We start from the raw sequence: 23851 nt of genomic DNA on the forward strand, positions 1-23851 counted from the left end.
GCCTTCACAATCGCGCGACCTCACGATGGAATGAATATTCCACATTGACAGCACCGTGAAATTATCGTTCCATATCCACAGGGAGGAACGGAAGCGCCCATGTGCTGCCAGGGAGGGGCCGGACAATGCTCACCCGGCATCGCACAAACGGCACCAGACACCGCTTGCATCGACCATGGCGATGCATTATCAAAAAAAGGCATCTGTTTTTTATTGATAAAGTTCTGTTCGGGCCGCGCCTATCCAGACGGAGCTTCCGCAACCTTCACCAGGCGACCTTAGGGAGGAACCTAATGAAATTCGTGACCAGCCTTCTCAACCGCCGTGCTTTCGTGGCCTTGGCCGCCGCGTCGATGCTTGCCGGCGCGATGCATTCCGCGCCCGCCTCGGCGGCCGACGTGACCATTCCGATCATCGTCAAGGACACCACTTCCTTCTACTGGCAGATCGTGCTGGCCGGTGCGCGCAAGGCCGGCAAGGACCTCGGCATCAACGTGCCGGAGCTCGGCGCCCAGGCTGAAACCGACGTCAACGGCCAGGTCTCGATCCTCGAGAACGCCGTCGCCAGCAACCCGGCGGCAATCGTGATCGCCCCGACCGAATTCAAGGCGCTTGGCAAGCCGATCGATGAAGCTGCCTCCAAGGTCAAGATCATCGGCATCGACTCGGGCGCCGACTCCAAGGCCTTCACCTCCTTCCTGACCACCGACAACGTCCAGGGCGGCCGCGTCGCCGCGGACGGTCTCGCCGCCGCCATCGCCGCCGCCAATGGCGGCAAGATCGAGGGCGACGTCGCGCTGATCACCAACGCCCCCGGCGCCGGTTCGCTCGAACAGCGCAAGCAGGGCTTCACCGAACAGCTCAAGGCAAAATATCCGGGCCTGAAGCTGGTCGCCGACAAATACGCCGACGGCCAGGCCACCACCGGCCTCAACATCGCCACCGACCTGATAACCGCCAATCCGAACCTCAAGGGCATCTTCGCGTCCAACCTGATAATGGCGCAGGGCGTCGGTCAGGCTGTCGCCGAGAACAACCTTGGCGGCAAGCTGGCGTTGGTCGGCTTCGACAGCGACGAGAAGCTGATCAAGTTCCTCAATGACGGCGTCATTTCCGCGCTGGTCGTCCAGGATCCGTACCGGATGGGCTATGACGGCATCAAGACCGCTTTGGCCGCTTCCAAGGGCGAGAAGGTCGAGGCCAATGTCGACACCGGCGCCAATCTGGTGACCAAGGCCAACATGAAGGATCCCAAGATCGACGCGCTGCTCAACCCGAAGCTCAACTGAGCAACGTCGCTTGCAGACGTTTCCGGGGCCTCGGCGCCCCGGAAACAGCCGTGACAGCGGCTTGGCAATTCGCCGGCTTGCTTTAGGCTCAGTCCTCAAGATGCGCGCCAGACGCATCGCTGTGTATCCAACGGTTAGGATCAATCTGGGAGGATTGTCATGACGTCGACGGCGCAGGACCTGCACCCCGCCCCCACGCTGGCGCCGGGCCGGACGATCCTCGAGCTCCACGGCCTGGAGAAGCGCTATCCCGGCACGCATGCGCTGAAGCCCGTGCATCTCGCGTTCAAGGCGGGCGAGATCCACGCCATCGTCGGCGAGAACGGCGCCGGCAAGTCGACCCTCATAAAGCTTCTCACCGGCGTCATGCCGCGCACCTCGGGCGATGTCATCTGGGAAGGCAAACCGGCAGCCCTGGCGACCCCGCATGAGGCGATGGCGCTCGGCATCAACGCCGTGCACCAGGAGGTCGTGCTTTGCCGTCACCTGACGGTCGCCGCCAACATGTTCCTTGGCGAAGAGGATTCGCGCTTCGGCATCCTCCAGCAGCGCGCCATGGTCAGGGAAGCGCAGAAGATCATCGACGATCTCGGCTTCGACCTGCCGGCGCATGTCGTGCTCGGCGACCTCACCATTGGTCAGCAGCAATTGATCGCCGCCGCCCGCGCCACCGTGCGCGGCACCAAATTCCTGATCTTCGACGAACCCACCGCCTACCTCACCCGCAAGGAAGCCGACCAGTTGTTCACGCTGATCCGACGGCTGAAGGGCGAAGGCGTCACCATCATCTACATCAGCCATCGCATGGAGGAAGTGTTCGAGCTCGCCGACCGCGTCTCGGTGCTGCGCGACGGCACGCTGGTCGGCACCCGCAACATCGCCGAGACCAACGACGCCGAACTGGTCAAGATGATGATCAATCGCTCGATTGAGCAGGTTTACCACAAGGAGCATTTCACGCCGGGCGCGACCATCGTCGAAGCATGGAACCTGTCCGGCAAGGGCTTCGAGAATATCTCGATGACCGTACGCGCCGGCGAGATCGTCGGCCTCTACGGCCTGATCGGCGCCGGCCGCAGCGAGTTCGTCACCACGCTGTACGGCCGCCACAGGAAGTCGGCCGGCCAGATCCTGTGGGAGGGCAAGGAGGTCCAGGTCAATTCCGAGCACGACGCGATCCGGCTCGGCATGGCGCTGGCGCCGGAAAGCCGCCGCGATCAGGGCCTCTGCCTCAATTTGCCGGTCGGCATGAACCTCAACCTGCCGATCTACAAACGCATCTCCAGCAACCTTTTGATTTCCGGCGCCAAGGAGAAGGCCGAGGCTGATCGCCAGATAGCCGGCCTCAGGATCAAGACGCCGACGCGCGGCGCGCTGGCCTCCAGCCTGTCGGGCGGCAATCAGCAGAAGATCGTCATCGGCAAATGGCTGGCGCACGGCGCCAAGCTGTTCATCTTCGACGAGCCGACCGTCGGTGTCGATGTCGGCACCAAGGCCGAGATCTACCGCCTGTTCGGCGAGCTGCTGTCCAAGGGCGCGGGCATCATCCTGATCTCGTCCTACCTGCCTGAGGTCTACGAGCTGGCCGACACGCTGCATGTGTTCCGGCGCGGCAAGCTGGTCGCCACGCATGGCTTCCGCACCGCCGATCACGAGGACATTCTCACCCAGGCGCTCGCCGAGAAACAAGAGAAATTGGGAGGACAGACATGAGCACCGAGGCGATCTCCGCCGAAAAGCCGAAGCGCAACTACAATGTCCTGTTCGGCCTGACGCTGCTGGCGCTGCTGGTGCTGCTCTGGATCGTCCTGTCGGTGGCGACGCCGAGCTTCGCTTCGGGCAACAACATCGCCAATCTGCTGCGCCAGGGTTCCATGATCGCCATCATGGCGGTCGGCCAGACCTTCGTCATCATCACCGGCGGCATCGACCTTTCCGTTGGCGCCGTGGTCGGCTTCGGCACAGTGGTCGTCGCCATGCTGATCAACGCCGGCGTCCCGATCTGGCTGGCCATTCTGGCCACCTTGCTGGTCGGTGTCGCCATCGGCATGTTTCATGGCTTCGGCATCGTCAGGATGGGCCTGCCGCCCTTCATCATCACGCTGGCGACGCTGACCTCGCTGCGCGGCATCGGCCTGCTGATGACCAACGGCAATTCGATCAACATCAACAGCGACAGCTTCACCGCCTTCTCCAGAAATTCCTTTATCGGCATTCCCAATCTGTTCTGGATGGTGATCCTTGTCGGCGTGCCCGCCTACATCTTCCTGCACCACAGCCGCTGGGGCCGCTACCTCTTCTCCGTCGGCTCCAATGCCGAGGCCTCGCGCCTGTCCGGCGTCAACGTCCAGCGCACCATCTACATGGCCTACACGCTGTCCGGCCTGTGCGCGGCCTTCGTCGGCGTGCTGCTTGCCGCCCGCATCGGCATCGGCAATCCGACCCAGGCCGAAGGCTGGGAACTGCAGGCGATCGCCTCTTCCGTCATCGGCGGCACCTCGTTGTTCGGGGCGGTCGGCTCGGTGCACGGACCGCTGCTTGGCGCCTTCATCCTCGCCACCATCAACAACGGCGCCAATCTGCTCAACGTCAACTCGTTCTGGCAGCGCATCATCACCGGCGTGCTGATCATCGTCATCGTCTACTTCGACGGCCTGCGCCGTCGCGGCAAATGAATCCTCCCTGACTTCCGCCGGCCTCGTTCGTACGAGGCCGGCGTTCTTTTTTGAATATTGGATTTGCGAAATGAAAGCCGTTGTCTGCCGCTCACCCGGCGAGCTTGTCCTCGAAGACCGCGCCGACCCTGGCGCGCCCCCGCCCGGTTGGGCGCGGGTTGCCGTCAGCCATGTCGGCATCTGCGGCACCGACTACCACATCTTCGAAGGCAAGCACCCGTTTCTGGCCTATCCGCGCATCATGGGCCATGAGGTCTCCGGCACCATCGTCGAAAAGGGCGAAGGCGTCGATCTCGCCGTCGGCGAGCCGGTCGTCATCAACCCCTATCTTTCATGCGGCAAATGCATCGCCTGCCGGCACGGCAAACCGAATTGCTGCGTGAAGATCGAAGTGCTCGGCGTCCACCGCGACGGCGCCATGTGCGACGAGATCCTGGTGCCGGTTGAGAACCTCTACCCGGCAAACGGCCTGTCGCTGGCCGACGCCGCGGCGGTGGAATTCCTGGCCATCGGCGCGCATGCGGTGCGCCGTTCGCTCGGGCCTCCCGGCGCGCGCACGCTGGTTATCGGCGCCGGGCCGATCGGCCTCGGCGCGGCGATCTTCGCGCGCATCGCCGGGCTGGATGTCAGCTTGCTCGACATGAGCGCCGAGCGCCTCGGCTTCGCCGAAAAGGAACTCGGCTTTACCCCGCTGGACGGCTCGAAGGCGACGGCTGCCGAACTGGTCCGGCAAGCAACCTCCGGCGAGGGTTTCGACCTCGTATTCGACGCGACGGGCAACACGCCGTCGGTGCAGTCCGCCTTCGCCCATGTCGCGCATGGCGGCACGCTGGTGCTGGTCAGCGTCGTCAAGGACGACATCGCCTTCTCCGATCCCGAATTCCACAAGCGCGAGATGACGCTGGTCGGCAGCCGCAATGCGCTGAAGGCCGACTTCGACCATGTTGCGGCCTCGATCCGCAACGGCGCCGTGCCGCTGAACAAGCTCGTCACCCATCGCACCACGCTTGCCAGGACGCCGCGCGATCTGGCGCGATGGACGCATGAGAAATCAGGGCTGATCAAGGCGGTCATCGAGGTCGGGTCATAAACGGCAGCCGGTGAACCTGACCCGAATTGACGCCGCCGCGTAGGTCGACCCCCGCTCCGTCGAGCTTCGCTCGACACCTCTCCCCCGATCGACGGGGGAAGAGGAAAGGTGCGAGCTTATGCCGGCTGGCTCCCTTCCTCTCCCTCCGGAGGGGGGAGAGGTGGCGCCGCGAAGCGGCGACGGAGTGGGGGAAGGCGCTCCTCAAACGCGAAGACTCTGACAATTAAGCGGCCGAGCTGGGCTGACATCAGCGTGAGGCAGATCAATCACGGGTCTGAGACAAGGCCAGCATCTCCTACGATGCCGAGAGCCTCAGCTCCACCCGCTCCGCCGGAAAGCGCGACTCCGCGAACTGGATCGGCTGGCCATCGAGCGTGACGTTCACCGCGACGGTGACCAGTACGATGGCGCCGGGCTGCAAATCGAGTGCTGCAAGGTCGTCGGCGTCGGCGTGCCGCGCTGACAGCACTGTCGAGTGCCGCAGATAATCGTTGATGCCGAAACGCTTCAGCGAGGCAGTGATCGACCCCGTTTCCGCCATAGAGGCCTCGATGCCAGCGAAGCGCTTGGCGTCGAACCAGGTCGTCGCGCGCGACACCGGATGACCGTCGGCCTCGCCGCGCGTCTCAAGGCGGATAACGGCAGCACCCTTGGCGAGACCTAGCGCCTCGGCGATGCGCCGGCTGGCCGGCTCCGTCGATGACGACAACAGCGCGATATGCCGCTCGCTCGTCTGCCCTTGCAGTCCGGTCGAGAAGCGCGTGCGCGCGCCGATCGGATAGGACAGCCGTTTGCGCGACAAGACGAAGGTGCCGCGTCCCTGCTCGGCCTTCAGCACGCCTTCCTGCACAAGTGCGGCAATGGCGCTGCGCACTGTGTGGCGGTTGACGCCGTAACGTTCCGCCAGCGCGACTTCGGGCGGCAGCGCCGCGTTCTCCGCGAAATCGCCATTGGCGATCGCCTGCAGGATCCGATCGGCGATCTGCCGCCACAGCGACACGCCATTACGCCTTTCGATACTAGCCGCCAGTCCAGTCACCCATCGCCCCCAAGCATTTTTCCCGGGTTGTCATCCACCCGTCATGGACTCTCGTTACGAGATGAGTATAATTTGTATAGTTGTCTATATCAATAGACAAATTTTATGCATGTAAGGATCGATGCCATGCGAGGACAGGAAGCGCGCGAGCAGGCCGGGCGGAAGGCCTTGATGGCGACGCTGGCGCATGCCGCGGCCGATGAGATCTCCCGTCTGTGGAATGAAGCGGGCCTGCCTTCCGAGGCAGAGCTTTTGCGCGGCCCGGAGACCGGATTGGTGACGGTGCGCGGGCGGATCGGCGGCGGCGGCGCGCCGTTCAATGTCGGCGAGGCGACGGTCACCCGCGCCACGGTGCGGCTGCCATCCGGCAAGGTTGGCCACTCCTATGCGCTCGGCCGCGACAAGGGCAAGGCAAAGCTCGCGGCGATCGCCGACGCGCTCTGGCAGGACCCGGCGCATCGCGAGGCGGTCGAGACGAAGCTGGTCGCGCCCTTGCGCGCGGCGCTCGATGCGGCGCGCGAGACGCGGCGCGTCGAGACGGCGGCAACGAAAGTGGATTTCTTCACCATGGTGCGCGGAGAGGACTGATGGACATCGCCACGCAATCGATCGACGGCGGCTTCACCGAGCCGGTTTTCGACGCGCAGACCGTCTTCCGCGCCATCATGGACGCGATGGCGCGCCCCGGCACCGTCCAGGACCTGCCGCAACTCGCCCGCCCGCCAGCGCCATTGTCGGCGACGGCAGGCGCGGTCGCGCTGGCGCTCTGCGACAACGACACGCCAGTCTGGCTCGATCCGCCGCTGCAGGCGCACGCCTCGGTCAAGGCCTGGCTCGGCTTCCACACCGGCGCGCCCTTGGCCAACACCCCGGCCGACGCGCATTTCGCCTTGATCGCCAATCCCAGGGAGATGGCGGCGCTCGACGGTTTTGCGCAGGGCACGCAAGAATATCCCGATCGCTCGACGACGCTGATCCTCATGGTCGACGACCTCGCTTCGGGCCCTTCGCTGCTGCTCGACGGTCCTGGGATCGAAAAGACGTCGATGATCGCGCCTCCGGGCATGCCGCGCCATTTCGTCGAGCAGTGGAAGCAGAACAACCAGCGTTTCCCGCGCGGCGTCGACATCATCCTGGCGGCGCCCGGCAGCCTCGCCTGCCTGCCGCGCACCAACCGCATCAAGTCGATGGAGGCATGACATGTATGTCGCGGTGAAAGGCGGCGAGGCCGCAATTGCCAACGCCCATCGGCTGCTGGCCGACCGCCGCCGCGGCGACCGCTCGGTGCCGGCGCTGCGCCTCGACCAGATCGTCGAGCAGCTGGCGCTCGGCGTCGACCGGGTGATGAGCGAAGGCTCGCTCTATGATCGCGAGCTGGCGGCTCTCGCCGTAGTCCAGGCGCGCGGCGATATGATCGAGGCGATCTTCCTGGTGCGCGCCTATCGCACCACGCTGCCGCGCTTCGGCTACACCAACCCCGTCGATACCGGCACGATGCAGCTCGAGCGGCGCGTGTCGGCAACCTACAAGGACCTGCCCGGCGGCCAGGTGCTTGGTCCGACTTTCGACTACACCCACCGCCTGCTCGATCCCGAGCTTGCCGCCGGCGCCGAGGTCGAGACGCCGGCGCAGCGTCCGGTCGAGCCGGAGGCCATGCCGCGCGTTTCGGCGATCCTCGCCCATGAAGGCCTGATCGAGGCCGATGGCGACATGCCGCTTGACCACGTGCCTGGCGATATCACGCGCGAGCCGCTGCAATTCCCGATGGCGCGCGACATCCGCTTGCAGGCACTGTCACGCGGCGACGAGGGTTTTCTCCTGGCGCTCGGCTATTCGACGCAGCGCGGCTACGCCCGCAACCATCCCTTCGTGGGCGAGGTGCGCATCGGCGAGGTCGAGCTTGAACTCAACGTGCCGGAACTGCCCTTTGCCGTGCCGCTCGGCTCCATCCGCGTCACCGAATGCCAGATGGTCAACCAGTTCAAGGGCTCGGCCAAGGCGCCGCCGCAGTTCACCCGCGGCTACGGCCTGGTCTTCGGCCAGAGCGAGCGCAAGGCGATGGCCATGGCGCTGTGCGACCGGGCGCTGCGCGCGAGCGAGCTTGGCGAGGACGTCGTCGCCGCCGCGCAGGACGAGGAATTCGTCATCTCACATTCCGACAATGTGCAGGCCACAGGCTTCGTCGAGCACCTGAAGCTGCCGCATTATGTCGACTTCCAGGCCGAGCTCGGCCTGGTTCGCCGCATGCGCGCCGAATACGAGGCGCGGGAAAACGAGGACAAGGCCGCCGAGGAAAAGCGGGAGGCGGCGGAATGAGTTCAGTGCCCGCTACCGGAATGTCCGCCGCCATCGAACGAGCCGCCGCCCGAGCCGTAGCCACTGGCGCCGGCAACGGTCTCGCCGTGCGGGGGCTCCTTTGGCGCGGGGAGAAACATCTTCCGAAGCGCAAAAGCCGCAACGCCGGCGAAGACCAGCAACAGCACGCCAAGATGCATCCAACCGGTAGAGTCCATGTGGATCTGCTTCCGCGTCTTGAGCGTCAAATCCATAGCACGAAGCGGATGTGATCGCCATGACCGACATCGCCACCTACAACTTCGCCTATCTCGACGAGCAGACCAAGCGGATGATCCGCCGCGCCATTTTGAAGGGCATCGCCATTCCCGGTTACCAGGTGCCCTTCGCCTCGCGCGAGATGCCGATGCCTTATGGCTGGGGCACCGGCGGCGTGCAGGTCACCGCCTCGATCATCGGCCCGGATGACGTGTTGAAGGTCATCGACCAGGGCGCCGACGACACCACCAACGCCGTTTCGATCCGCGCCTTCTTCAAGAAGGTCGCCAAGGTCGCCGTCACCACCGAGACGGCCGAGGCCAGCATCATCCAGACCCGCCACCGCATTCCCGAGCAGCCGCTGACGGCCGGCCAGGTGCTGGTCTTCCAGGTGCCGATCCCCGAGCCGCTGCGCTTCCTCGAGCCGCGCGAGACCGAAACGCGAAAAATGCATGCGCTGGAGGAATACGGCCTCATGCATGTGAAGCTCTACGAGGACATCGCCAAGCACGGCCGCATCGCCACCACCTATGCGTACCCGGTCAAGGTCGAGGGCCGTTATGTGATGGACCCCTCGCCGACGCCCAAATTCGACAATCCGAAGATGCACCGCTCGCCAGCCCTGCAGTTGTTCGGCGCCGGCCGCGAGAAGCGCATCTATGCGGTGCCGCCCTTCACCGGAGTCGTCAGCCTGGACTTCGAGGACCATCCCTTCGAGGTGCAGACTTTCGACCAGCCCTGCGCGCTCTGCGGCGCCGAGAATGTCTATCTCGACGAGGTCATCCTCGATGACCATGGCGGCCACATGTTCGTCTGCTCGGACACCGACCACTGCGAGAAGCGCCGCGCCGATGGTCATCACGGCCACCTTGCCGCCGAAACACATCTTGTCTCAAAGAAAACGGAGCCGGCAGAATGACCGACGAACCGCTGCTGCGCGTCTCGGCGCTGTCCAAATTCTACGGCTCGCGCGTCGGCTGCGAGAACGTCACCTTCGACCTTTGGCCGGGCGAGGTCCTGGCGGTGGTCGGCGAGTCCGGCTCCGGCAAGACGACGCTGCTCAACTGCCTGTCGACCAGGCTGCTGCCCTCTTCCGGCACCGCGAGCTACCGCATGCGCGATGGCCAATGGCGCGAGCTCTACCGCATGAGTGAGGCCGAGCGCCGCTTCCTGATGCGCACCGACTGGGGTTTCGTCCATCAGAACCCGGCCGATGGGCTGCGCATGACCGTGTCGGCCGGCGCCAATGTCGGCGAGCGGCTGATGGCGGTCGGCGACCGCCACTACGGCAAGATCCGCGCCACCGCCGTCGACTGGCTGTCGCGCGTCGAGATCGACGAGGACCGCATCGACGATGAGCCGCGCGCCTTTTCCGGCGGCATGCGCCAGCGCCTGCAGATTGCCCGCAATCTGGTCACCGGGCCGCGGCTCGTCTTCATGGACGAGCCGACCGGCGGCCTCGACGTCTCGGTGCAGGCGCGCCTGCTCGACCTGTTGCGCGGACTGGTCACCGACCTCGGCCTGGCGGCCATCGTCGTCACCCATGACCTTGCCGTGGCGCGGCTTCTGTCGCAGCGCATGATGGTGATGAAGGACGGCCGCGTGGTCGAAAGCGGCCTCACCGACCGCGTGCTCGACGACCCGCGCGCGCCGTATACCCAGCTTCTCGTTTCTTCCATCCTGCAGGTGTGATGATGCCGACGCCCCTCGTTGTTTCCGATGTCGCAAAAAGCTTCACCATGCATCTGCGCGACGGCGTCACGCTGCCGGTGGTGGCAGGCGTCTCCTTCTCGATCCGCGCCGGCGAATGCGCCGTGCTCGGCGGCCCTTCCGGTGCCGGAAAAAGCTCGATCCTGAAGATGCTCTATGGCAACTACGCCGTGGATGAAGGCCAGATCATCGTCCAGCATGGCGGCGGCTTGATCGACCTCGCCTCCGCCAGCCCGCGCACCGTGCTTTCCGTGCGCCGCCACACCATAGGTTATGTCAGCCAGTTCCTGCGCACCGTGCCGCGCGTCTCCGCGCTCGATGTCGTCGCCGAACCGCTGGTCGAGCGCGGCGAGGATAGGGAAAGCGCGCGGACGAGAGCGCGCGCCCTGTTGGCGCAGCTCAACCTGCCGGAAAAGCTCTGGGCACTGCCGCCGGCGACCTTCTCCGGCGGCGAGCAGCAGCGCGTCAACATCGCGCGCGGCTTCATCACCGAGCATCCGATCCTGCTGCTCGACGAGCCCACCGCCTCGCTCGACGCGAAGAACCGCGATGTCGTGGTCGAGCTCATCGCCGCCAAGAAGGCGGCGGGCGTTGCCCTGCTTGGCATCTTCCACGACCTCGACGTGCGCGACGCGGTGGCCGATCGCGTCATCGACGTCACCGCTTTCGCCGCCGGAAAGATCGCCGCATGAAGCTTTCGGAGACGCCACTGATCCACCCGACAGCGCAGGTCGAAAACTCGACGCTCGGCCGCTGGACCGAGATCGCCGAGCGCAGCCGCGTCGCCGAATGCGAGCTCGGCGACTATTCCTACATGATGCAGGACTGCGCCGTGTGGTGCGCGACCATCGGCAAGTTCTCCAACATCGCGGCGAGCGTCCGCCTCAACGCCACCAATCATCCGACATGGCGGCCGACGCTGCATCACTTCACCTATCGCGCCTCGGACTATTGGGACGATGCCGAGCATGAGAGCGAGTTCTTCGCCGAGCGCCGCGCCAGACGCGTCACCATCGGCCACGACACCTGGCTCGGCCATGGCTCGACCGTCCTGCCCGGCGTGACCGTCGGCGACGGCGCGGCAGTCGGCGCCGGCGCCGTCGTCTCGAAAGATGTCGCGCCCTACACCATTGTCGGCGGCGTACCGGCAAAGCCGATCCGCGAGCGCTTCGACCGCCGCACCGCCGAGCGCTACCAGGCTTTAGCCTGGTGGGATTGGGACCACGCAAGGCTACGCGCCGCGCTCGGCGATTTCCGCGAGCTGGAGGCCGAGGCGTTCCTGGAGAAATATGGCGGCTAGGTGCGGTGAATGGCGAATGGCGGAAGACAAGGTCCCGGCCAGGGAAATTCTCTTCACCATTCACACCGTTGACACATGACTCGGACAGGACGCCATCTCCCCCAAGGAGATCGCGATGCTCGCCACAGTCAGACCTTCGCTCGCCGGATTTTTCGAAGGCACCAATCCGATAGCGCCAGTGCATCTCGGCACTCGTTACGACACGTCGGGCAACTTCCTCCTCGAGCCCGGCAACACCGTCGTCAGTCACCTCGTCGGCGGCTCTACTTCCGAAGCTGCAATCATCGAGGTGCGCAAGCGCATGCTGGCCATGCCCGACGCCGATCGGCTCGCCTTCACGCCGATCTCCAGCCTTCACATGACGCTCTTTCAGGGCATCATCGAATACCGGCGCCGCCTTCCCTACTGGCCATCGGACGTGGCGCTCGACACCGGCATCGACGACATGACCCGGCTCTATCTCGGTCGCCTGCAAGGCTTCGAGGGCCACGGCCCCTTCAAGGTCAAGATTGTCGAAGTCGTGCCGACCGGCCTCACCGTCGCCGGCGCCACCGAGGAAGACCGCCGCGTCCTGAAAGCGTGGCGCGATGCCCTTTCAGTGCCGTTCGGCTACCGCCATCCGGACCACGAGACTTATGCCTTCCACATCACCTTCGCCTACCAGATCCGCCGCCTCGCCGATGAGCGAGCCGCTGCCTGGCAGGAATTGCTCTATGACTGCCTGTCATTCCTCGAGCGCGAGGCTCCGGTGATCGAGCTCAGGCCCCCGGCCTTCTGCAGCTTCAAGGACATGAAGCATTTCGAGGAATTGCTGGTGCTTGGTTGAATCTCCAAGCCTGTGGGACGTAACAAAACTGACATCAATCCGACACCCCAGCTTCATCGGCCTGCGCTAGCGAAGGTTAACAGACCTGCAAAAGCGCGACGGACTGGAGTTTTGGTATGTCAGCATCATCGGCCACGCTTGAAATCCGCGGCGTAACCCGACGATTTGGCAAGAACACCGCTGTCAGCGACATCAACATCTCGATCCCGCGCGGCCAGATGGTTGGCATTATCGGCCGTTCGGGCGCCGGCAAGTCGACGCTTTTGCGCATGATCAACCGTCTCATCGATCCCAGCCGGGGGTCGATTTTTTTTGACGGCGCCGAGGTCTCCAGCCTGCAGGGTCCGCCGTTGCGCCGCTGGCAGCGCGACTGCGCCATGATCTTCCAGCAATTCAACCTCGTGCCGCGCCTGGACGTCTTGACCAATGTGCTGCTCGGCCGCCTCAACCATCGCTCGACGGTTTCCAATCTGCTTGGCATGTTCACGCGCACCGAATGCGCCGAGGCGGTCGCCGCGCTCGAGCGCCTCGACATCGCCCGCACCGCGCTGCAGCCGGCCGGCACGCTGTCCGGCGGCCAGCAGCAGCGTGTCGCGATCGCCCGCGCCATGATGCAGCAGCCGAAAGTGCTGCTGGCTGACGAGCCGATCGCCTCGCTCGATCCGCTCAACGCCAAGGTGGTGATGGACTCGCTGCGCGACATCAATCTGCGCGAAGGCATCACCGTCGTCACCAACCTGCACACGCTGGACACCGCGCGCGCCTATTGCACCCGCATCATCGGCATGGCCGCCGGCAAGGTCGTCTTCGACGGCGCCCCGGAAGACCTGGACCGCGACGCCGTGCGCATGGTCTATGGCGCCGACGCCAGCGGCGCCGAGATCTCCGAAGCCATCACGTCGACCAGCGTGACCATCAAGCCGAAGATGACCGCATCCGCCGGACCGCTCGAACCAGCCTTCCCTGGCTACTGAGTCCACCGTCCCGGGCCCAGCCGGTGCGGGCAAATCGTGGATTTCAGCAGAGCAACCCGGATCGCCCGCCAGCGTCAAAGGCAAGACTTGAAAAATCAGAACGCAGCCGGCGCAGCCGGAACAACAGGAGAGAGATCGAAATGTTCAGGAAGATGGTTTTTGGGGCGGTTTCGCTGCTTGCCATGGCGGCAAGCGCCGCGCATGCCGCTGATATCAAGGAATTCCGCGTCGGCATCCTCGGCGGCGAGAACGAGACCGACCGCCTGCGCAATTACCAATGCCTCGCCGACCACCTGAAGTCGGAATTCGGCTTCGAGAAGGTCTCGCTGTTCCCCGCCGCCGACTATGACGGCGTCATCCAGGGCCTGCTCGGCGGCACGCTCGACTTCGCCGAACTCGGCGCGTCCGGTTATGCCAGCGTCTATCTCAAGGATCCGAAGGCTGTCACCCCGATCCTCACGACCAAGCAGACCGACGGGTCCACCGGTTATTATTCGATCGGCCTGGCGCTCAAGACTTCCGGCATCACCGACATCAAGTCGGCAAAGGGCAAGAAGCTCGGCTACGCCGATCCGGATTCGACCTCGGGCTACCTGATCCCGCTGACCCAGATTCCGAAGGACACCGGCGCTTCCAACGAGACCTACTTCGCCTCGACCCAGTTCAACGGCGGCCACGAGAACAACGTGCTGGCCGTGCGCGATGGCAAGGTCGATGTGGCGGTGGACGATTCCTCGGGTATCGGCGACTTCAAGAACGGCTACACCTCCGGCACCTTCCACAAGGAAGTCTCCAAGGGCGCCGTCGACCCGAACGACTTCGTCGAAGTGTGGCGCTCGGGTCTGATCCCGAACGGTCCGCTGGTCGTGCGCACCGCGCTGGGCGACGACATGACCGCCAAGCTCACCGCCTTCTTCACCGCCCTGCCGGCCAAGGACAAGGCCTGCTTCGAAGGCGTCGAGGGTGGCGACTTCACCGGCTACGTGCCTGTAAAGCCGGAATTCTACAACGTCATCGTCGAAGCCCGCAAAGCCGCCATCGGCGGCTAATGGCAAGATCAGAGAGGGCGGTGTGCCTCCAGCACCGCCCTTTTTGCATGTCCCGATCATGACATCAGCGACACTCCATTCCGACGCCACCCGCCAGCAGGCCGACGCCTGGCGGCGCCAGACCTCGTTGCGCCGCTTCTACACCGCGCTTGGCGTGGGGCTGCTGCTTGTCGCCATGTGCGCCACCATGTGGTTCGCCGACGAGGCCAATGCCGGCCACTTCTTCGACCGGCTGCCGCATATCCTCGATTTCCTGAGCTGGCTGGTCCCGAAGGACTGGAACGACGTCTGGCGGGCGTTGTTCGACATCGCCTCGCCCAACGACAAGGGCACGCAGGAATTCAACTTCCCGCTCGGTCGCGTCTATGTCTGGGGCGGTTTCTACATCCCCGAATATTTCGAGCTGATGCTGACCACGGTGAACGTGGCGCTGGTCTCGACCTTCATCGGCTTCGTCTTCGCCGTTCCCTTCTCCTTCATCGCCGCGCGCAACCTGACGCCGAACCCGATCCTGCGGCTCGTCGTCAAGCGCTTCATGGAACTGCTGCGTGCCTTCCCCGAGATCGTCATTGCCGGCCTGTTCGCGGCCATCGTCTCGATCGGCCCGGTCGCCGCCATCATCGCCATCGGCCTGCATTCGATCGGCGCGCTGGGCAAGCTGTTCTACGAGATCAACGAGAACATCGACATGCGCCCGGAGGAGGGCCTGCGCGCCGTCGGCGCCAACTGGTTCGAGCGCGTGCGCTTCGCCGACCTGCCGCAGGTTCTGCCCAACTTCATGTCCTACACGCTGCTCAGGATCGAGATCAACGTGCGCATCTCGACCATCATGGGCGCGGTCGGCGGCGGCGGTATCGGCGAGGAATTGAAGCTCTCGATCTCGCGCGGCTTCGGCGCCAAGACGCTGGCGCTGGTGCTCCTGCTCTTCATCACCATCTTCCTCGTCGACCAGTTCTCCGCCTGGCTGCGCCGCAAGCTTGTCGGCGAGCAGGCTTTCCTGATGAGCGGTTGATATGGCTATGACCGCCGACGAACTAAGCGCCATCGAAAGCCGCTACCCGCAGGTGTTCCATCGTCCGGCCTACAAGCGTTTCTGGCCGTTGCTGCTGATCGCCGGCACGGTATTCTATCTTGCCTATGCCCTCTGGTTCTTCAGCCTGCCGCAGGTGCTGCGCGAGTCGCACTGGGAACGCCTGCCGCTCTTCCTGTCGCAATGGATCAGCTACGATTTGCAGCCGGAATTCCGTCTCGACCAGCCGCAGATCACGCCGAAATATCCGCGCTTTTCGGCACTCGGCGAGAACCCCAATCCCGATTGGGTGGTCAGGAACCCCGACGGCACCTTCACGGTCCGGATCGACGGCGATGCGAAATCCGTTGCCTTCGACAAGACCAGGGCGACGATCACGGCCAATGGCGTGACCGTGCCGATAGCGCTGACCGGCGGCAAGCCGGTCGTGACTGGCTCGGTACCTGACTGGGTGACCGTCCATGACGACGAGATCGTTGCCAAGATGGGCTTCGCCGGCGAGGTGCGCGTCACCGTCGACCGCGTCAAGGTTCGCAAGCGCTTCCTCGGCTGGGCCAATTTCGTCTTCGACACGCGTTCGCCCTTCTTCGGCAAATCGGCCGGCGAGGTCATCTCGCTGATCGTCTCCGGGCCTGAGCTTCAGCCCGGCACGTCGAACCTCGCCTTGGCCGCCGACAACATCTGGAACAACGCGCAGTGGCAGCACGGCGATGTCTGGACGAAACTCCTGCAGACCATCGTCATGGCGTTCCTCGGCACGCTGCTCGGCGGTATCGTCGCCTTCCCGCTCGCCTTCTTCGCCGCCCGCAACATCACGCCGAGCGGCCTGCTCAGCCAGGTGCTGAAACGCTTCTTCGACTTCATGCGCTCGGTCGACATGCTGATCTGGGCACTGTTCTTCACCCGCGCCTTCGGCCCCGGACCGCTGGCCGGCAGTGCCGCGATCTTCTTCACCGAGATCGGCACATTGGGCAAAACCTATTCCGAAGCGCTTGAGAACATCGACGACAAGCCGCGCGAAGGCGTGCTCTCGACCGGCGCCAACGGCCTGCTCGTGCAGCGCTACGGCGTGATGCCGGAAGTGGTGCCGGTCTTCATCAGCCAGACGCTCTACCAGTGGGAATCCAACACCCGCGGCGCCACCATCATCGGCGCCGTCGGCGCCGGCGGCATCGGCCTGAAACTATGGGAAGCGATGCGCACCAACTCGAACTGGGCCAACGTCTTCTACATGGTGCTGCTGACGCTGCTCGTGGTCTTCATCTTCGACAACATCTCGAATTTCCTGCGCCGAAGGCTGAGCCGCACGCTGCACGATTACAACAGGCTGCAGGCCGAGCGGGGGTAGCCTTGTGGCGCGGAAGCGCGGGCATCGTATAGTGCCGCGCCAAGGGTCGACCCCCCACTCCGTCGAGCTTCGCTCGACACCTCTCCCCCGATCGACGGGGGAGAGGAAAGGCGCGAGCTCGCCAGCCTTGGCTCCTTTCCTCTCCCTCCGGAGGGGGGAGAGGTGGCGCTGCGGAGCAGCGACGGAGTGGGGGAACCACCTCACAATCGTCGCGAACGCATGGGCAAGGCATCACGATCGCCCGATCAGACCGCCTAGCCCGCCTTCTTCCACCCGTCCCTGATATGCTTATACCCCTCGCGATAAACCGCCTCCGGGCTCTCGGCGAAATCGCGCCACACCTTCGTCGCCGCCGCCAGGTCCTTCAGCGAGCGTCCGAACGACTCGATGGTCAGCCAGTCGTCGTATCCGGTCCGGCGGATCGCCGCGAAAGTCTCCTTCCAGGGGATGTTGCCGCGCCCAGGCACGCCGCGGTCATTCTCCGAAATGTGGATATGGACGACGTTTCGGCGATGCTTCGTATAGGCGCCGATCGGGTCGGCCTCCTCGATATTGGCATGAAAGGTGTCGTACATCGCCTTGATGTGCGGCCGGTCGATCGCGTCGATATGCTCCGACAGGTCGGCCATGGTGTTGACGAGGTAGCATTCGAAGCGGTTGAGCGCTTCGAGCCCGATGGTCACGCCCTTCTTGCCGGCATGGTCGCCAATGGCGCGCTGCGAGGCGACCGAGCGCTTCTTCTCGGCTGCGGTCGGCCCGCTGCCGGAAAAGGCGCCCAGCGTCGAATGCAGCGGCCCGCTGAGGGTGTCCGCTCCGAGCGCGGCGCTGCAGTCGACCGCCCATTTCATGTAGTCGATGCCAGCTTTGCGGGTCGCGGCATCCGGCGAGATCAGGTTCATCGCCGGATCGCCCATCGCCGAGACCGCGGTGCGCTCAAGGCCGATGCGGTCGAGCATTTCGCCGAGTTTCTTGTAGTCGTCGGGCGCCCCGACGAAGACCGGTATCTCGACGCCGTCGAAGCCGGTCGCCTTGATGTCCTTGAGCAGCGCCTCGTGCTTCTTCGAGACGCTGGTCGTCCACAAGAACATGCACATGCCGATCTTCATCGACGCCCCCTCCCCGCTTGCGGCCAACCCTTTGCGTTGGCCGGCCACACTCCCCCTCATCCGGCCGCTTCGCGGCCACCTTCTCCCGAGGGGGAGAAGAGGTCAGCGCCGGCGTCGCTTGTCTCCTCTCCCCTCGGGGAGAGGTCGGATTGCCCCGAATTGCTCTTCGTAATTCGGCTGGCAATCCGGGTGAGGGGGACTCCCTTGGACGACGCGGCCGTCCCTAGAGCTTCGTCCACGCCCCATTCTTCTTCGACGACTTCACGCAGGCCTCGATGAAGGCCATGCCTTCGACGCCGTCCGCGATCGTCGGGAAGACGACGTCCTTGCCTGGCTTGCCGCCCTTCCGGCGTGCCGCACGGATGGCGCGGGCCGCTTCCTGGTAGATATTGGCAAAACCTTCGAGATAGCCCTCCGGATGGCCGGACGGCACGCGGCTGACGCGGGCCGCGACCGGCATCGCGCCGGCGCCGGCCCGGGTGAGCAACTGCTTCGGCTGGCCGAACGGCGTGTACCAGAGATAGTTCGGGTCGGCCTGCACCCATTCCAGCCCACCCTTGGAGCCATAGATGCGCAGCTTCAGCCCATTCTCATGGCCGGGCGCCACCTGGCTTGCCCAGATCATGCCCTTGGCCGGATGCTTGTTGCCGACCGGCTTGAAGCGCAGCATGACGTTGACGTTGTCGTCGAGCTGGCGCCCCGGCACGAACGCATCGAGATCGGCCGAAAGTGAATCTAGCTCCAGCCCGGACACGAAGCGGGCGAGATTGTAGGCATGCGTGCCGATGTCGCCCAGCGCGCCGCCGGCGCCTGCCTGCTTGGGGTCGGAGCGCCACGAGGCCTGCTTCTGGCCTGTGGCGGCGAGGTCCTCGGTCAGCCAGTCCTGCGGATATTCCGACTGCACGATGCGGATGTCGCCGAGTTGGCCCTTGGCCACCATCTCGCGCGCCTGCCGGATCATCGGGTAGGCGGTGTAGTTGTGCGTGAGCACGAACACCTTGCCGGTCTTCTCGACCAGGGCGGCAAGCTTCTTCGCCTCGGCCAGAGAGGTCGCCAGCGGCTTGTCACAGATGACATGGATGCCGGCCTCGAGGAAGGCCTTGGCCGCCGGCACATGGACATTGTTGGGCGTCACGATCGCCACCGCCTCGATGCCGTCGGGGCGCTTGGCCTCGGCCTTCGCCATCTCGGCGTAGGAGCTGTAGCTGCGCGCGGGATCGAGTCCGAGTTCTTCGGCCGATGCCTTCGCCCGCACCGGATCCGACGACAGCGCGCCGGCCACCAGTACGAAGTCGTTGTCCATGCGCGCCGCGATGCGATGCACCGCGCCGATGAAGGCACCCTGCCCGCCGCCAACCATGCCATAGCGGATCGGGCCGCCTCCCGCTTCCGACTTCGATGCGCCGACCATTTCTTGTCCTCTCTTTAGCTCCTCACCCTTCCCCCTTGCGGGAAGGGTCGACGCGCAGCGTCGGGGTTGGGGTATAGAGTCCGCTGCGACTTGGGATTCAACCCACCCGGACCTGTGGCCGAATCTCCTCAAGCAGAGTTCGTAGGTCAAATCCCCATCATCGCCCGCAACAGCTTCTTGTCGCTGGTGCCGCCGGCGAAATCGTCGAAAGCTTTCTCCGTGACCCGGATGATGTGATGCCGGATGAAGGGCGCGCCTTCGGCCGCCCCGTCCTCGGGATGTTTCAGGCAGCATTCCCACTCCAGCACCGCCCAGGAATCGTAGTTGTACTGGGTAAGCTTCGAGAAGATGCCGCCGAAATCCACCTGCCCGTCTCCCAGCGAACGGAAGCGGCCCGCCCGGTTCACCCAGCCCTGGTAGCCGGAATAGACGCCTTGCCGCCCGGTCGGATTGAACTCGGCGTCCTTGACGTGGAACGCCTTGATCCGCTCGTGGTAGATGTCGATGAACTCGAGATAATCGAGCTGCTGCAGCAGGAAATGCGACGGATCGTAATTGATGTTGCAGCGCTTGTGGCCGCCGACCGCGTCGAGGAACATCTCGAAGGTGGCGCCGTCGAACACGTCCTCGGAAGGGTGGATTTCATAACCGACATCGACGCCATTGTCCTCGTAGACATCGAGGATCGGCTTCCAGCGCTTGCCGAGTTCGGAGAAGGCCTCCTCGATCAGCCCGGCCGGCCGCTGCGGGAACGGATAAAGGTAGGGGAAAGCCAGCGAGCCGGTGAACGACACCGAAGCATTCAGCCCGAGATTCCTCGATGCCTTGGCGCCGAACTTCATCTGCTCGACCGCCCATTTTTGGCGCGCCTTGGGGTTGTTGTGCACCTCGGCCGGCGCAAAGCCGTCGAACTGCGCGTCATAGGCTGGATGAACGGCGACCAGTTGGCCCTGCAGATGCGTCGACAATTCCGTGATCTCGACGCCGGCATCGGCGCAGATGCCTTTCACCTCGTCACAATAGGCCTTCGACGACGCCGCCTTCTTGAGGTCGAACAGGCGCCCGTCCCAGGTCGGGATCTGCACGCCCTTGTAGCCGAGCCCGGCCGCCCATTTGGTGATCGAAGCCAGCGAATTGAACGGCGCGGCATCGCCCGCGAACTGCGCCAGAAACAGGCCGGGGCCCTTCATCGTCGTCGGCATCGGCATCCTCCCTCATTGTTTTCGCGACCAAGCATAGCGCCGATTGAAGTGAGGGCCAGCCTGTTTGGTCAATACTGTCGGCGTCTATGCGTCGCGCCATTCTGGTATTACCAAATCCCGTAATTCGGTCAAGCGGTCCAAATCGACGAGGACAGCTCGGGATTTCGAACAAATGAGCGAAATTACCTTATAAAATCAGACCATTGACTGATTGATTTGGTGTCATCCACCCACTTCTTGCCGTGCATGAAAATTTGCTGTAGAGGTCATGGAAGGCCCAATTGGTCGAACCAGTTTCAGGAAAAATGCTGGCAACGCCTTGGGGAGGAAACGTGCGACCGCTTCTATCGGAGCCGTCGCGGGGTAAAACGTGACAGGCGAATTCTGGGAAGGATAGACCATGCATCTTTCGACGCACAATTGGATGCGGGCGGAGCCGCTGGAGGTGACGCTCAAGCGCATCAAGAAATTCGGCTACGAATCGATCGAGATTTCCGGCGAGCCCGAGCAGTACAAGACCAAGGAGACGCGTGCGCTTCTCAAGGAGCACGGCATCCGCTGCTGGGGTTCGGTGACGCTGATGCTAGGCGAGCGCAACCTCGCCGCCAAGGACCAGGGCCAGCGCGAGCGCTCGGTCCAATATGTCAAGGACGTGCTCACCATGGTGAGCGAGCTCGACGGCGAGATCATCACGCTGGTGCCCGCGACTGTCGGCAAGGTCGTGCCGGACGGCACCGAGGCGGAGGAATGGGGCTGGGTGGTCGACGCCACGCGCGAGTGTTTCACCCATGCCAAGAAGGTCGGCGTCAGGATCGCCGTCGAGCCGCTCAACCGCTTCGAGACCTATCTCTTCAACCGCGGCGCCCAGGCGCTGGCGCTCGCCGATGCGGTGAGTCCCGAATGCGGCGTCTGCCTCGACGCCTACCATATCCATATGGAGGAATTTAACGTCTATGACGCGATCCGCCAGGTCGGCAAACGCCTGTTCGATTTCCATGTCGCCGACAACAACCGCTTCGCCGCCGGCCTTGGCCAGATCGACTGGCCGAAGATCGTGCGCACGCTGAAGGAAGTCGGCTATGACGGCGCGCTGACCAACGAGTTCGTCGCGCCCGTCGACCGCACGCCGGCGGCGCCCTATCCGGAGATGGTCGAGCGCAATCCGGTCGACATCTCGCCCGAGCAGCTCAAGTTCATCCAGGATCACGGCTCCAGCGTGCTCACGGAAAAATTCTACACCGACCAGATGCGCATCACCGCCGAAACGCTGCTGCCGCTGATCAAGTAGGCCTCCGATTGAAACCTATCCCTTCCACCCGGCGGGCGGAGGGGCCGAAGGGAAAACATGCGCATCAAACGCGTCCAGGCCTGGTGGGTTCGTATCCCGATCGAAGTCGCGAAGCAGCATCGCAGCGACTTCGGTCAGGTGACGACGTTCGACGCCGCCATTTTGCGCATCGAGACCGATGACGGCCTGGTCGGCTGGGGCGAGGGCAAGAACGCCGCCGGCAGCGCCGGCAGCTATGGCGCGCTCGTCCATATGCTCAACCACGAGATCGGCCCGCAGCTCATCGGCCGCGATCCGGCCGACATCGGCATCATCTGGGAAATGCTCTACAACGGTGTGCGGTACGAGACAGCGGCGCATGCCGGCCATGCCATGCCGCAGCTGGCGCGGCGCGGCATGAGCGTCGCGGCGATCAGCGCCGTCGACATCGCGCTCTGGGACATTCTCGGCAAATCGCTGGGGCAGCCGGTATGGCGGCTGCTTGGCGGTCGCAAGGTCGAGCGGATGCAGGCCTATGCCTCGGGCGGCTGGGCCTCCGCCGACGCCATCGGCGAGCAGTTGAAATCCTATATCGCCAAGGGCGGCTTCAAGGCGCTGAAGATGCGCGTCGGCGCCATGGACGGCGCCCCGCATGTCTCGGCCGCGCGCGTGCGCGCCGCAAGGCAGGCGATCGGGCCCGATGTCGATCTGATGGTCGACGCGCATGGCACTTACACCGTCGCCGAGGCCAAGCGCTTCATCAAGCTCACCGCCGATCTCGACCTTGCCTGGTTCGAGGAACCGGTGATCGCCGACGACAAGCCGGGCATGGCCGAAGTGCGCGCCTCGGGCGCGACGCCGATCGCGACAGGCGAAAGCGAGGCGACGCGCTACGCCTTCCGCGATCTGGCGGTGCTGAGATCGGCCGACATCTTCCAGCCGGATCCGGCGTTTTGCGGCGGCATCAGCGAGGCGATGAAGATCGGCACCATCGCCAGCGCCTTCAACCTGCGTTTCGCGCCGCACCTGTGGGCCGGCGCGCCCTGCTTCTTTGCCGGGCTGCATGTCTGTGCCGCCTCGCCCGCCAGCTTCATCATCGAATATTCGCTCGGCGCCAACCCGATGATCCACGACCTTGTCGAGGAGACTGTCGAAGCGAAGGACGGTATGGTAGCGATCCCTGAAAAGCCTGGATTGGGTTTCACCATCTCCGAGCGATTCCTGGAGGCGCACGCGCAACGTATTTGACGATGAAAGAAAAGAACCTTCTCGCGGAACTTGCCGCCTACCTCTTCGCCAACTCGGACAAGGAGTCCGGCCGCACGCCCTCGGAGCGCGAGCTGGCGGAACATTTCGGCGTCAGCCGCGGCCAGATCCGCGAAGCGCTGGCCATCCTGGAAGCCATGCGCATCGTCGAGCGACGCGCCAAGTCCGGCATCTATATCGACACCAAGCAGGCGAGCGTGGAAGCGCTGGCGCTTTTCGCCCGCGCCGGCCTGCCGCTCGATCCGGTGCAGATCTACGAGACCGTCGAGTTGCGCAAGATCCACGAGATCAAGGCGGCCGAGCTTGCCTGCTCGCGCGCAACGGAAGAAAACTTCGAACGCCTGCGCGAGATCCTGAAGGCCTCGGAAGAGCGCATCGCCGCCGGCGAGGGCCTCGCCAAGGAGGACCGCGAGTTCCACCTCGAGATCGTGCGCGCGACCAAGAACAGCGTCTTTCACAACATCTGCAGCGTCTATTACCTGATGGGCGAGCAGCGCCTGCCGATCTATTTCAACGATCCCGAACGCAGCGTGCGCTCACATGCCGAGCACATCCAGATCTACGAGGCGCTGTTGCGCCGCGACGGCAACCTCGCCCAGGCCCTGATGAATGCCCATTTGCAGGGCGCCGAAAGCTACTGGAAGGGGATCATCGAAGGCCGCGGAATGGAGCCAGAAAGCGCGGTGCTCGAAAAGGCCTAGAGCATTTTGCAGCCA

General features: G+C 64.3%; 24 protein-coding genes. 19 read left to right on the forward strand and 5 right to left on the reverse strand.

From position 1 onward, the window contains the following. Window positions 1-293 precede the first annotated feature (293 nt). From FJ417_RS19135 to FJ417_RS19150, 4 genes are all read left to right on the forward strand, one after another. Entirely contained in the window at window positions 294-1289 is a 996-nt protein-coding gene (locus FJ417_RS19135; protein WP_140784551.1) for an ABC transporter substrate-binding protein, read from the forward strand. A gap of 159 nt (window positions 1290-1448) precedes the next feature. Continuing rightward, window positions 1449-3002: a sugar ABC transporter ATP-binding protein gene (locus tag FJ417_RS19140; RefSeq protein WP_140784552.1), complete on the forward strand. Its 1554-nt coding sequence runs from the start codon at window positions 1449-1451 to the stop codon at window positions 3000-3002. Continuing rightward, entirely contained in the window at window positions 2999-3964 is a 966-nt protein-coding gene (locus tag FJ417_RS19145) for an ABC transporter permease (protein WP_140644615.1), read from the forward strand. The genes FJ417_RS19140 and FJ417_RS19145 overlap by 4 nt, the downstream gene beginning before the upstream one ends. A gap of 70 nt (window positions 3965-4034) precedes the next feature. Beyond that, entirely contained in the window at window positions 4035-5054 is a 1020-nt protein-coding gene (locus tag FJ417_RS19150; protein ID WP_140784553.1) for a zinc-binding alcohol dehydrogenase family protein, read from the forward strand. A gap of 295 nt (window positions 5055-5349) precedes the next feature. Here FJ417_RS19150 and phnF read toward each other — a convergent pair whose 3' ends face one another. After that, the gene (phnF, locus tag FJ417_RS19155; protein ID WP_181183261.1) at window positions 5350-6084 is read right to left on the reverse strand and encodes a phosphonate metabolism transcriptional regulator PhnF; all 735 of its coding nucleotides are present in this window, start codon (window positions 6082-6084) and stop codon (window positions 5350-5352) included. A gap of 135 nt (window positions 6085-6219) precedes the next feature. On the opposite strand from phnF, the gene phnG reads away from it, so the two are divergent. The 3 genes from phnG to FJ417_RS19170 are packed head-to-tail and all read left to right on the forward strand — an operon-like array spanning window position 6220 to window position 8409. After that, window positions 6220-6681 (forward strand): phosphonate C-P lyase system protein PhnG, encoded by a 462-nt coding sequence (gene phnG / locus FJ417_RS19160; protein ID WP_140709566.1) that lies wholly within the window; start codon window positions 6220-6222, stop codon window positions 6679-6681. Beyond that, window positions 6681-7292, forward strand: coding sequence for a phosphonate C-P lyase system protein PhnH (gene phnH, locus FJ417_RS19165; RefSeq protein WP_140784555.1), 612 nt, complete (start codon window positions 6681-6683; stop codon window positions 7290-7292). Before phnG ends, phnH begins: the two co-directional genes overlap by 1 nt. 1 nt (window position 7293) lies before the next feature. After that, the gene (locus tag FJ417_RS19170) at window positions 7294-8409 is read left to right on the forward strand and encodes a carbon-phosphorus lyase complex subunit PhnI (RefSeq protein WP_140784556.1); all 1116 of its coding nucleotides are present in this window, start codon (window positions 7294-7296) and stop codon (window positions 8407-8409) included. A 2-nt stretch (window positions 8410-8411) separates the two neighbouring features. Here FJ417_RS19170 and FJ417_RS19175 read toward each other — a convergent pair whose 3' ends face one another. Then, on the reverse strand, window positions 8412-8606 hold the full coding sequence (locus FJ417_RS19175; protein ID WP_140654426.1) for a hypothetical protein: 195 nt from the start codon (window positions 8604-8606) through the stop codon (window positions 8412-8414). Window positions 8607-8665: 59 nt separating this feature from the next. On the opposite strand from FJ417_RS19175, the gene FJ417_RS19180 reads away from it, so the two are divergent. The 9 genes from FJ417_RS19180 to phnE (FJ417_RS19220) all read left to right on the forward strand — a co-directional run bounded on the left by FJ417_RS19180 (window position 8666) and on the right by phnE (FJ417_RS19220) (window position 16883). After that, window positions 8666-9565, forward strand: a complete 900-nt coding sequence (locus FJ417_RS19180; RefSeq protein WP_140784557.1) for an alpha-D-ribose 1-methylphosphonate 5-phosphate C-P-lyase PhnJ — start codon at window positions 8666-8668, stop codon at window positions 9563-9565. Next, window positions 9562-10338, forward strand: a complete 777-nt coding sequence (gene phnK / locus FJ417_RS19185) for a phosphonate C-P lyase system protein PhnK (RefSeq protein WP_140544515.1) — start codon at window positions 9562-9564, stop codon at window positions 10336-10338. The genes FJ417_RS19180 and phnK overlap by 4 nt, the downstream gene beginning before the upstream one ends. A 2-nt stretch (window positions 10339-10340) precedes the next feature. Further along, the gene (gene phnL / locus FJ417_RS19190) at window positions 10341-11048 is read left to right on the forward strand and encodes a phosphonate C-P lyase system protein PhnL (protein ID WP_140654423.1); all 708 of its coding nucleotides are present in this window, start codon (window positions 10341-10343) and stop codon (window positions 11046-11048) included. Continuing rightward, window positions 11045-11656, forward strand: a complete 612-nt coding sequence (locus tag FJ417_RS19195; RefSeq protein ID WP_140784558.1) for a DapH/DapD/GlmU-related protein — start codon at window positions 11045-11047, stop codon at window positions 11654-11656. The genes phnL and FJ417_RS19195 overlap by 4 nt, the downstream gene beginning before the upstream one ends. 115 nt (window positions 11657-11771) lie before the next feature. Then, on the forward strand, window positions 11772-12482 hold the full coding sequence (locus FJ417_RS19200; protein WP_140784559.1) for a DUF1868 domain-containing protein: 711 nt from the start codon (window positions 11772-11774) through the stop codon (window positions 12480-12482). Window positions 12483-12598: 116 nt separating this feature from the next. After that, window positions 12599-13456, forward strand: a complete 858-nt coding sequence (gene phnC, locus FJ417_RS19205) for a phosphonate ABC transporter ATP-binding protein (protein WP_140644625.1) — start codon at window positions 12599-12601, stop codon at window positions 13454-13456. Between the two features lie 140 nt (window positions 13457-13596). After that, window positions 13597-14505 carry a phosphonate ABC transporter substrate-binding protein gene (gene phnD / locus FJ417_RS19210; protein ID WP_140644626.1) on the forward strand — a complete coding sequence of 303 codons (909 nt, stop codon included), beginning with the start codon at window positions 13597-13599 and terminating at the stop codon, window positions 14503-14505. Window positions 14506-14563: 58 nt separating this feature from the next. Beyond that, window positions 14564-15517, forward strand: coding sequence for a phosphonate ABC transporter, permease protein PhnE (phnE, locus tag FJ417_RS19215; RefSeq protein ID WP_140784560.1), 954 nt, complete (start codon window positions 14564-14566; stop codon window positions 15515-15517). Between the two features lies 1 nt (window position 15518). Next, window positions 15519-16883 (forward strand): phosphonate ABC transporter, permease protein PhnE, encoded by a 1365-nt coding sequence (gene phnE / locus FJ417_RS19220; protein WP_140784561.1) that lies wholly within the window; start codon window positions 15519-15521, stop codon window positions 16881-16883. Between the two features lie 254 nt (window positions 16884-17137). Here the strand turns inward: phnE (FJ417_RS19220) and FJ417_RS19230 are convergent, their stop codons facing one another. From FJ417_RS19230 to FJ417_RS19240, 3 genes are all read right to left on the reverse strand, one after another. Further along, window positions 17138-17989, reverse strand: coding sequence for a sugar phosphate isomerase/epimerase (locus tag FJ417_RS19230; RefSeq protein WP_140784562.1), 852 nt, complete (start codon window positions 17987-17989; stop codon window positions 17138-17140). Window positions 17990-18212: 223 nt separating this feature from the next. Then, window positions 18213-19400, reverse strand: coding sequence for a Gfo/Idh/MocA family oxidoreductase (locus FJ417_RS19235; protein ID WP_140784563.1), 1188 nt, complete (start codon window positions 19398-19400; stop codon window positions 18213-18215). 146 nt (window positions 19401-19546) lie between these two features. Then, a complete protein-coding gene (locus tag FJ417_RS19240; protein ID WP_140784564.1) occupies window positions 19547-20602 on the reverse strand; it encodes a sugar phosphate isomerase/epimerase in 1056 nt (351 codons plus the stop codon). Window positions 20603-21002: 400 nt separating this feature from the next. Between FJ417_RS19240 and FJ417_RS19245 the strand changes: the two genes are divergently transcribed. The 3 genes from FJ417_RS19245 to FJ417_RS19255 are packed head-to-tail and all read left to right on the forward strand — an operon-like array spanning window position 21003 to window position 23836. Beyond that, entirely contained in the window at window positions 21003-21890 is an 888-nt protein-coding gene (locus FJ417_RS19245; RefSeq protein WP_140644632.1) for a sugar phosphate isomerase/epimerase, read from the forward strand. A gap of 57 nt (window positions 21891-21947) precedes the next feature. Next, window positions 21948-23117: a mandelate racemase/muconate lactonizing enzyme family protein gene (locus tag FJ417_RS19250; protein WP_140784565.1), complete on the forward strand. Its 1170-nt coding sequence runs from the start codon at window positions 21948-21950 to the stop codon at window positions 23115-23117. 2 nt (window positions 23118-23119) lie between these two features. Further along, a complete protein-coding gene (locus FJ417_RS19255; protein ID WP_140784566.1) occupies window positions 23120-23836 on the forward strand; it encodes a FadR/GntR family transcriptional regulator in 717 nt (238 codons plus the stop codon). The last annotated feature ends 15 nt before the right edge of the window (window positions 23837-23851 follow it).

The organism is Mesorhizobium sp. B3-1-7, from assembly GCF_006439385.1.
Taxonomy (GTDB): domain Bacteria; phylum Pseudomonadota; class Alphaproteobacteria; order Rhizobiales; family Rhizobiaceae; genus Mesorhizobium.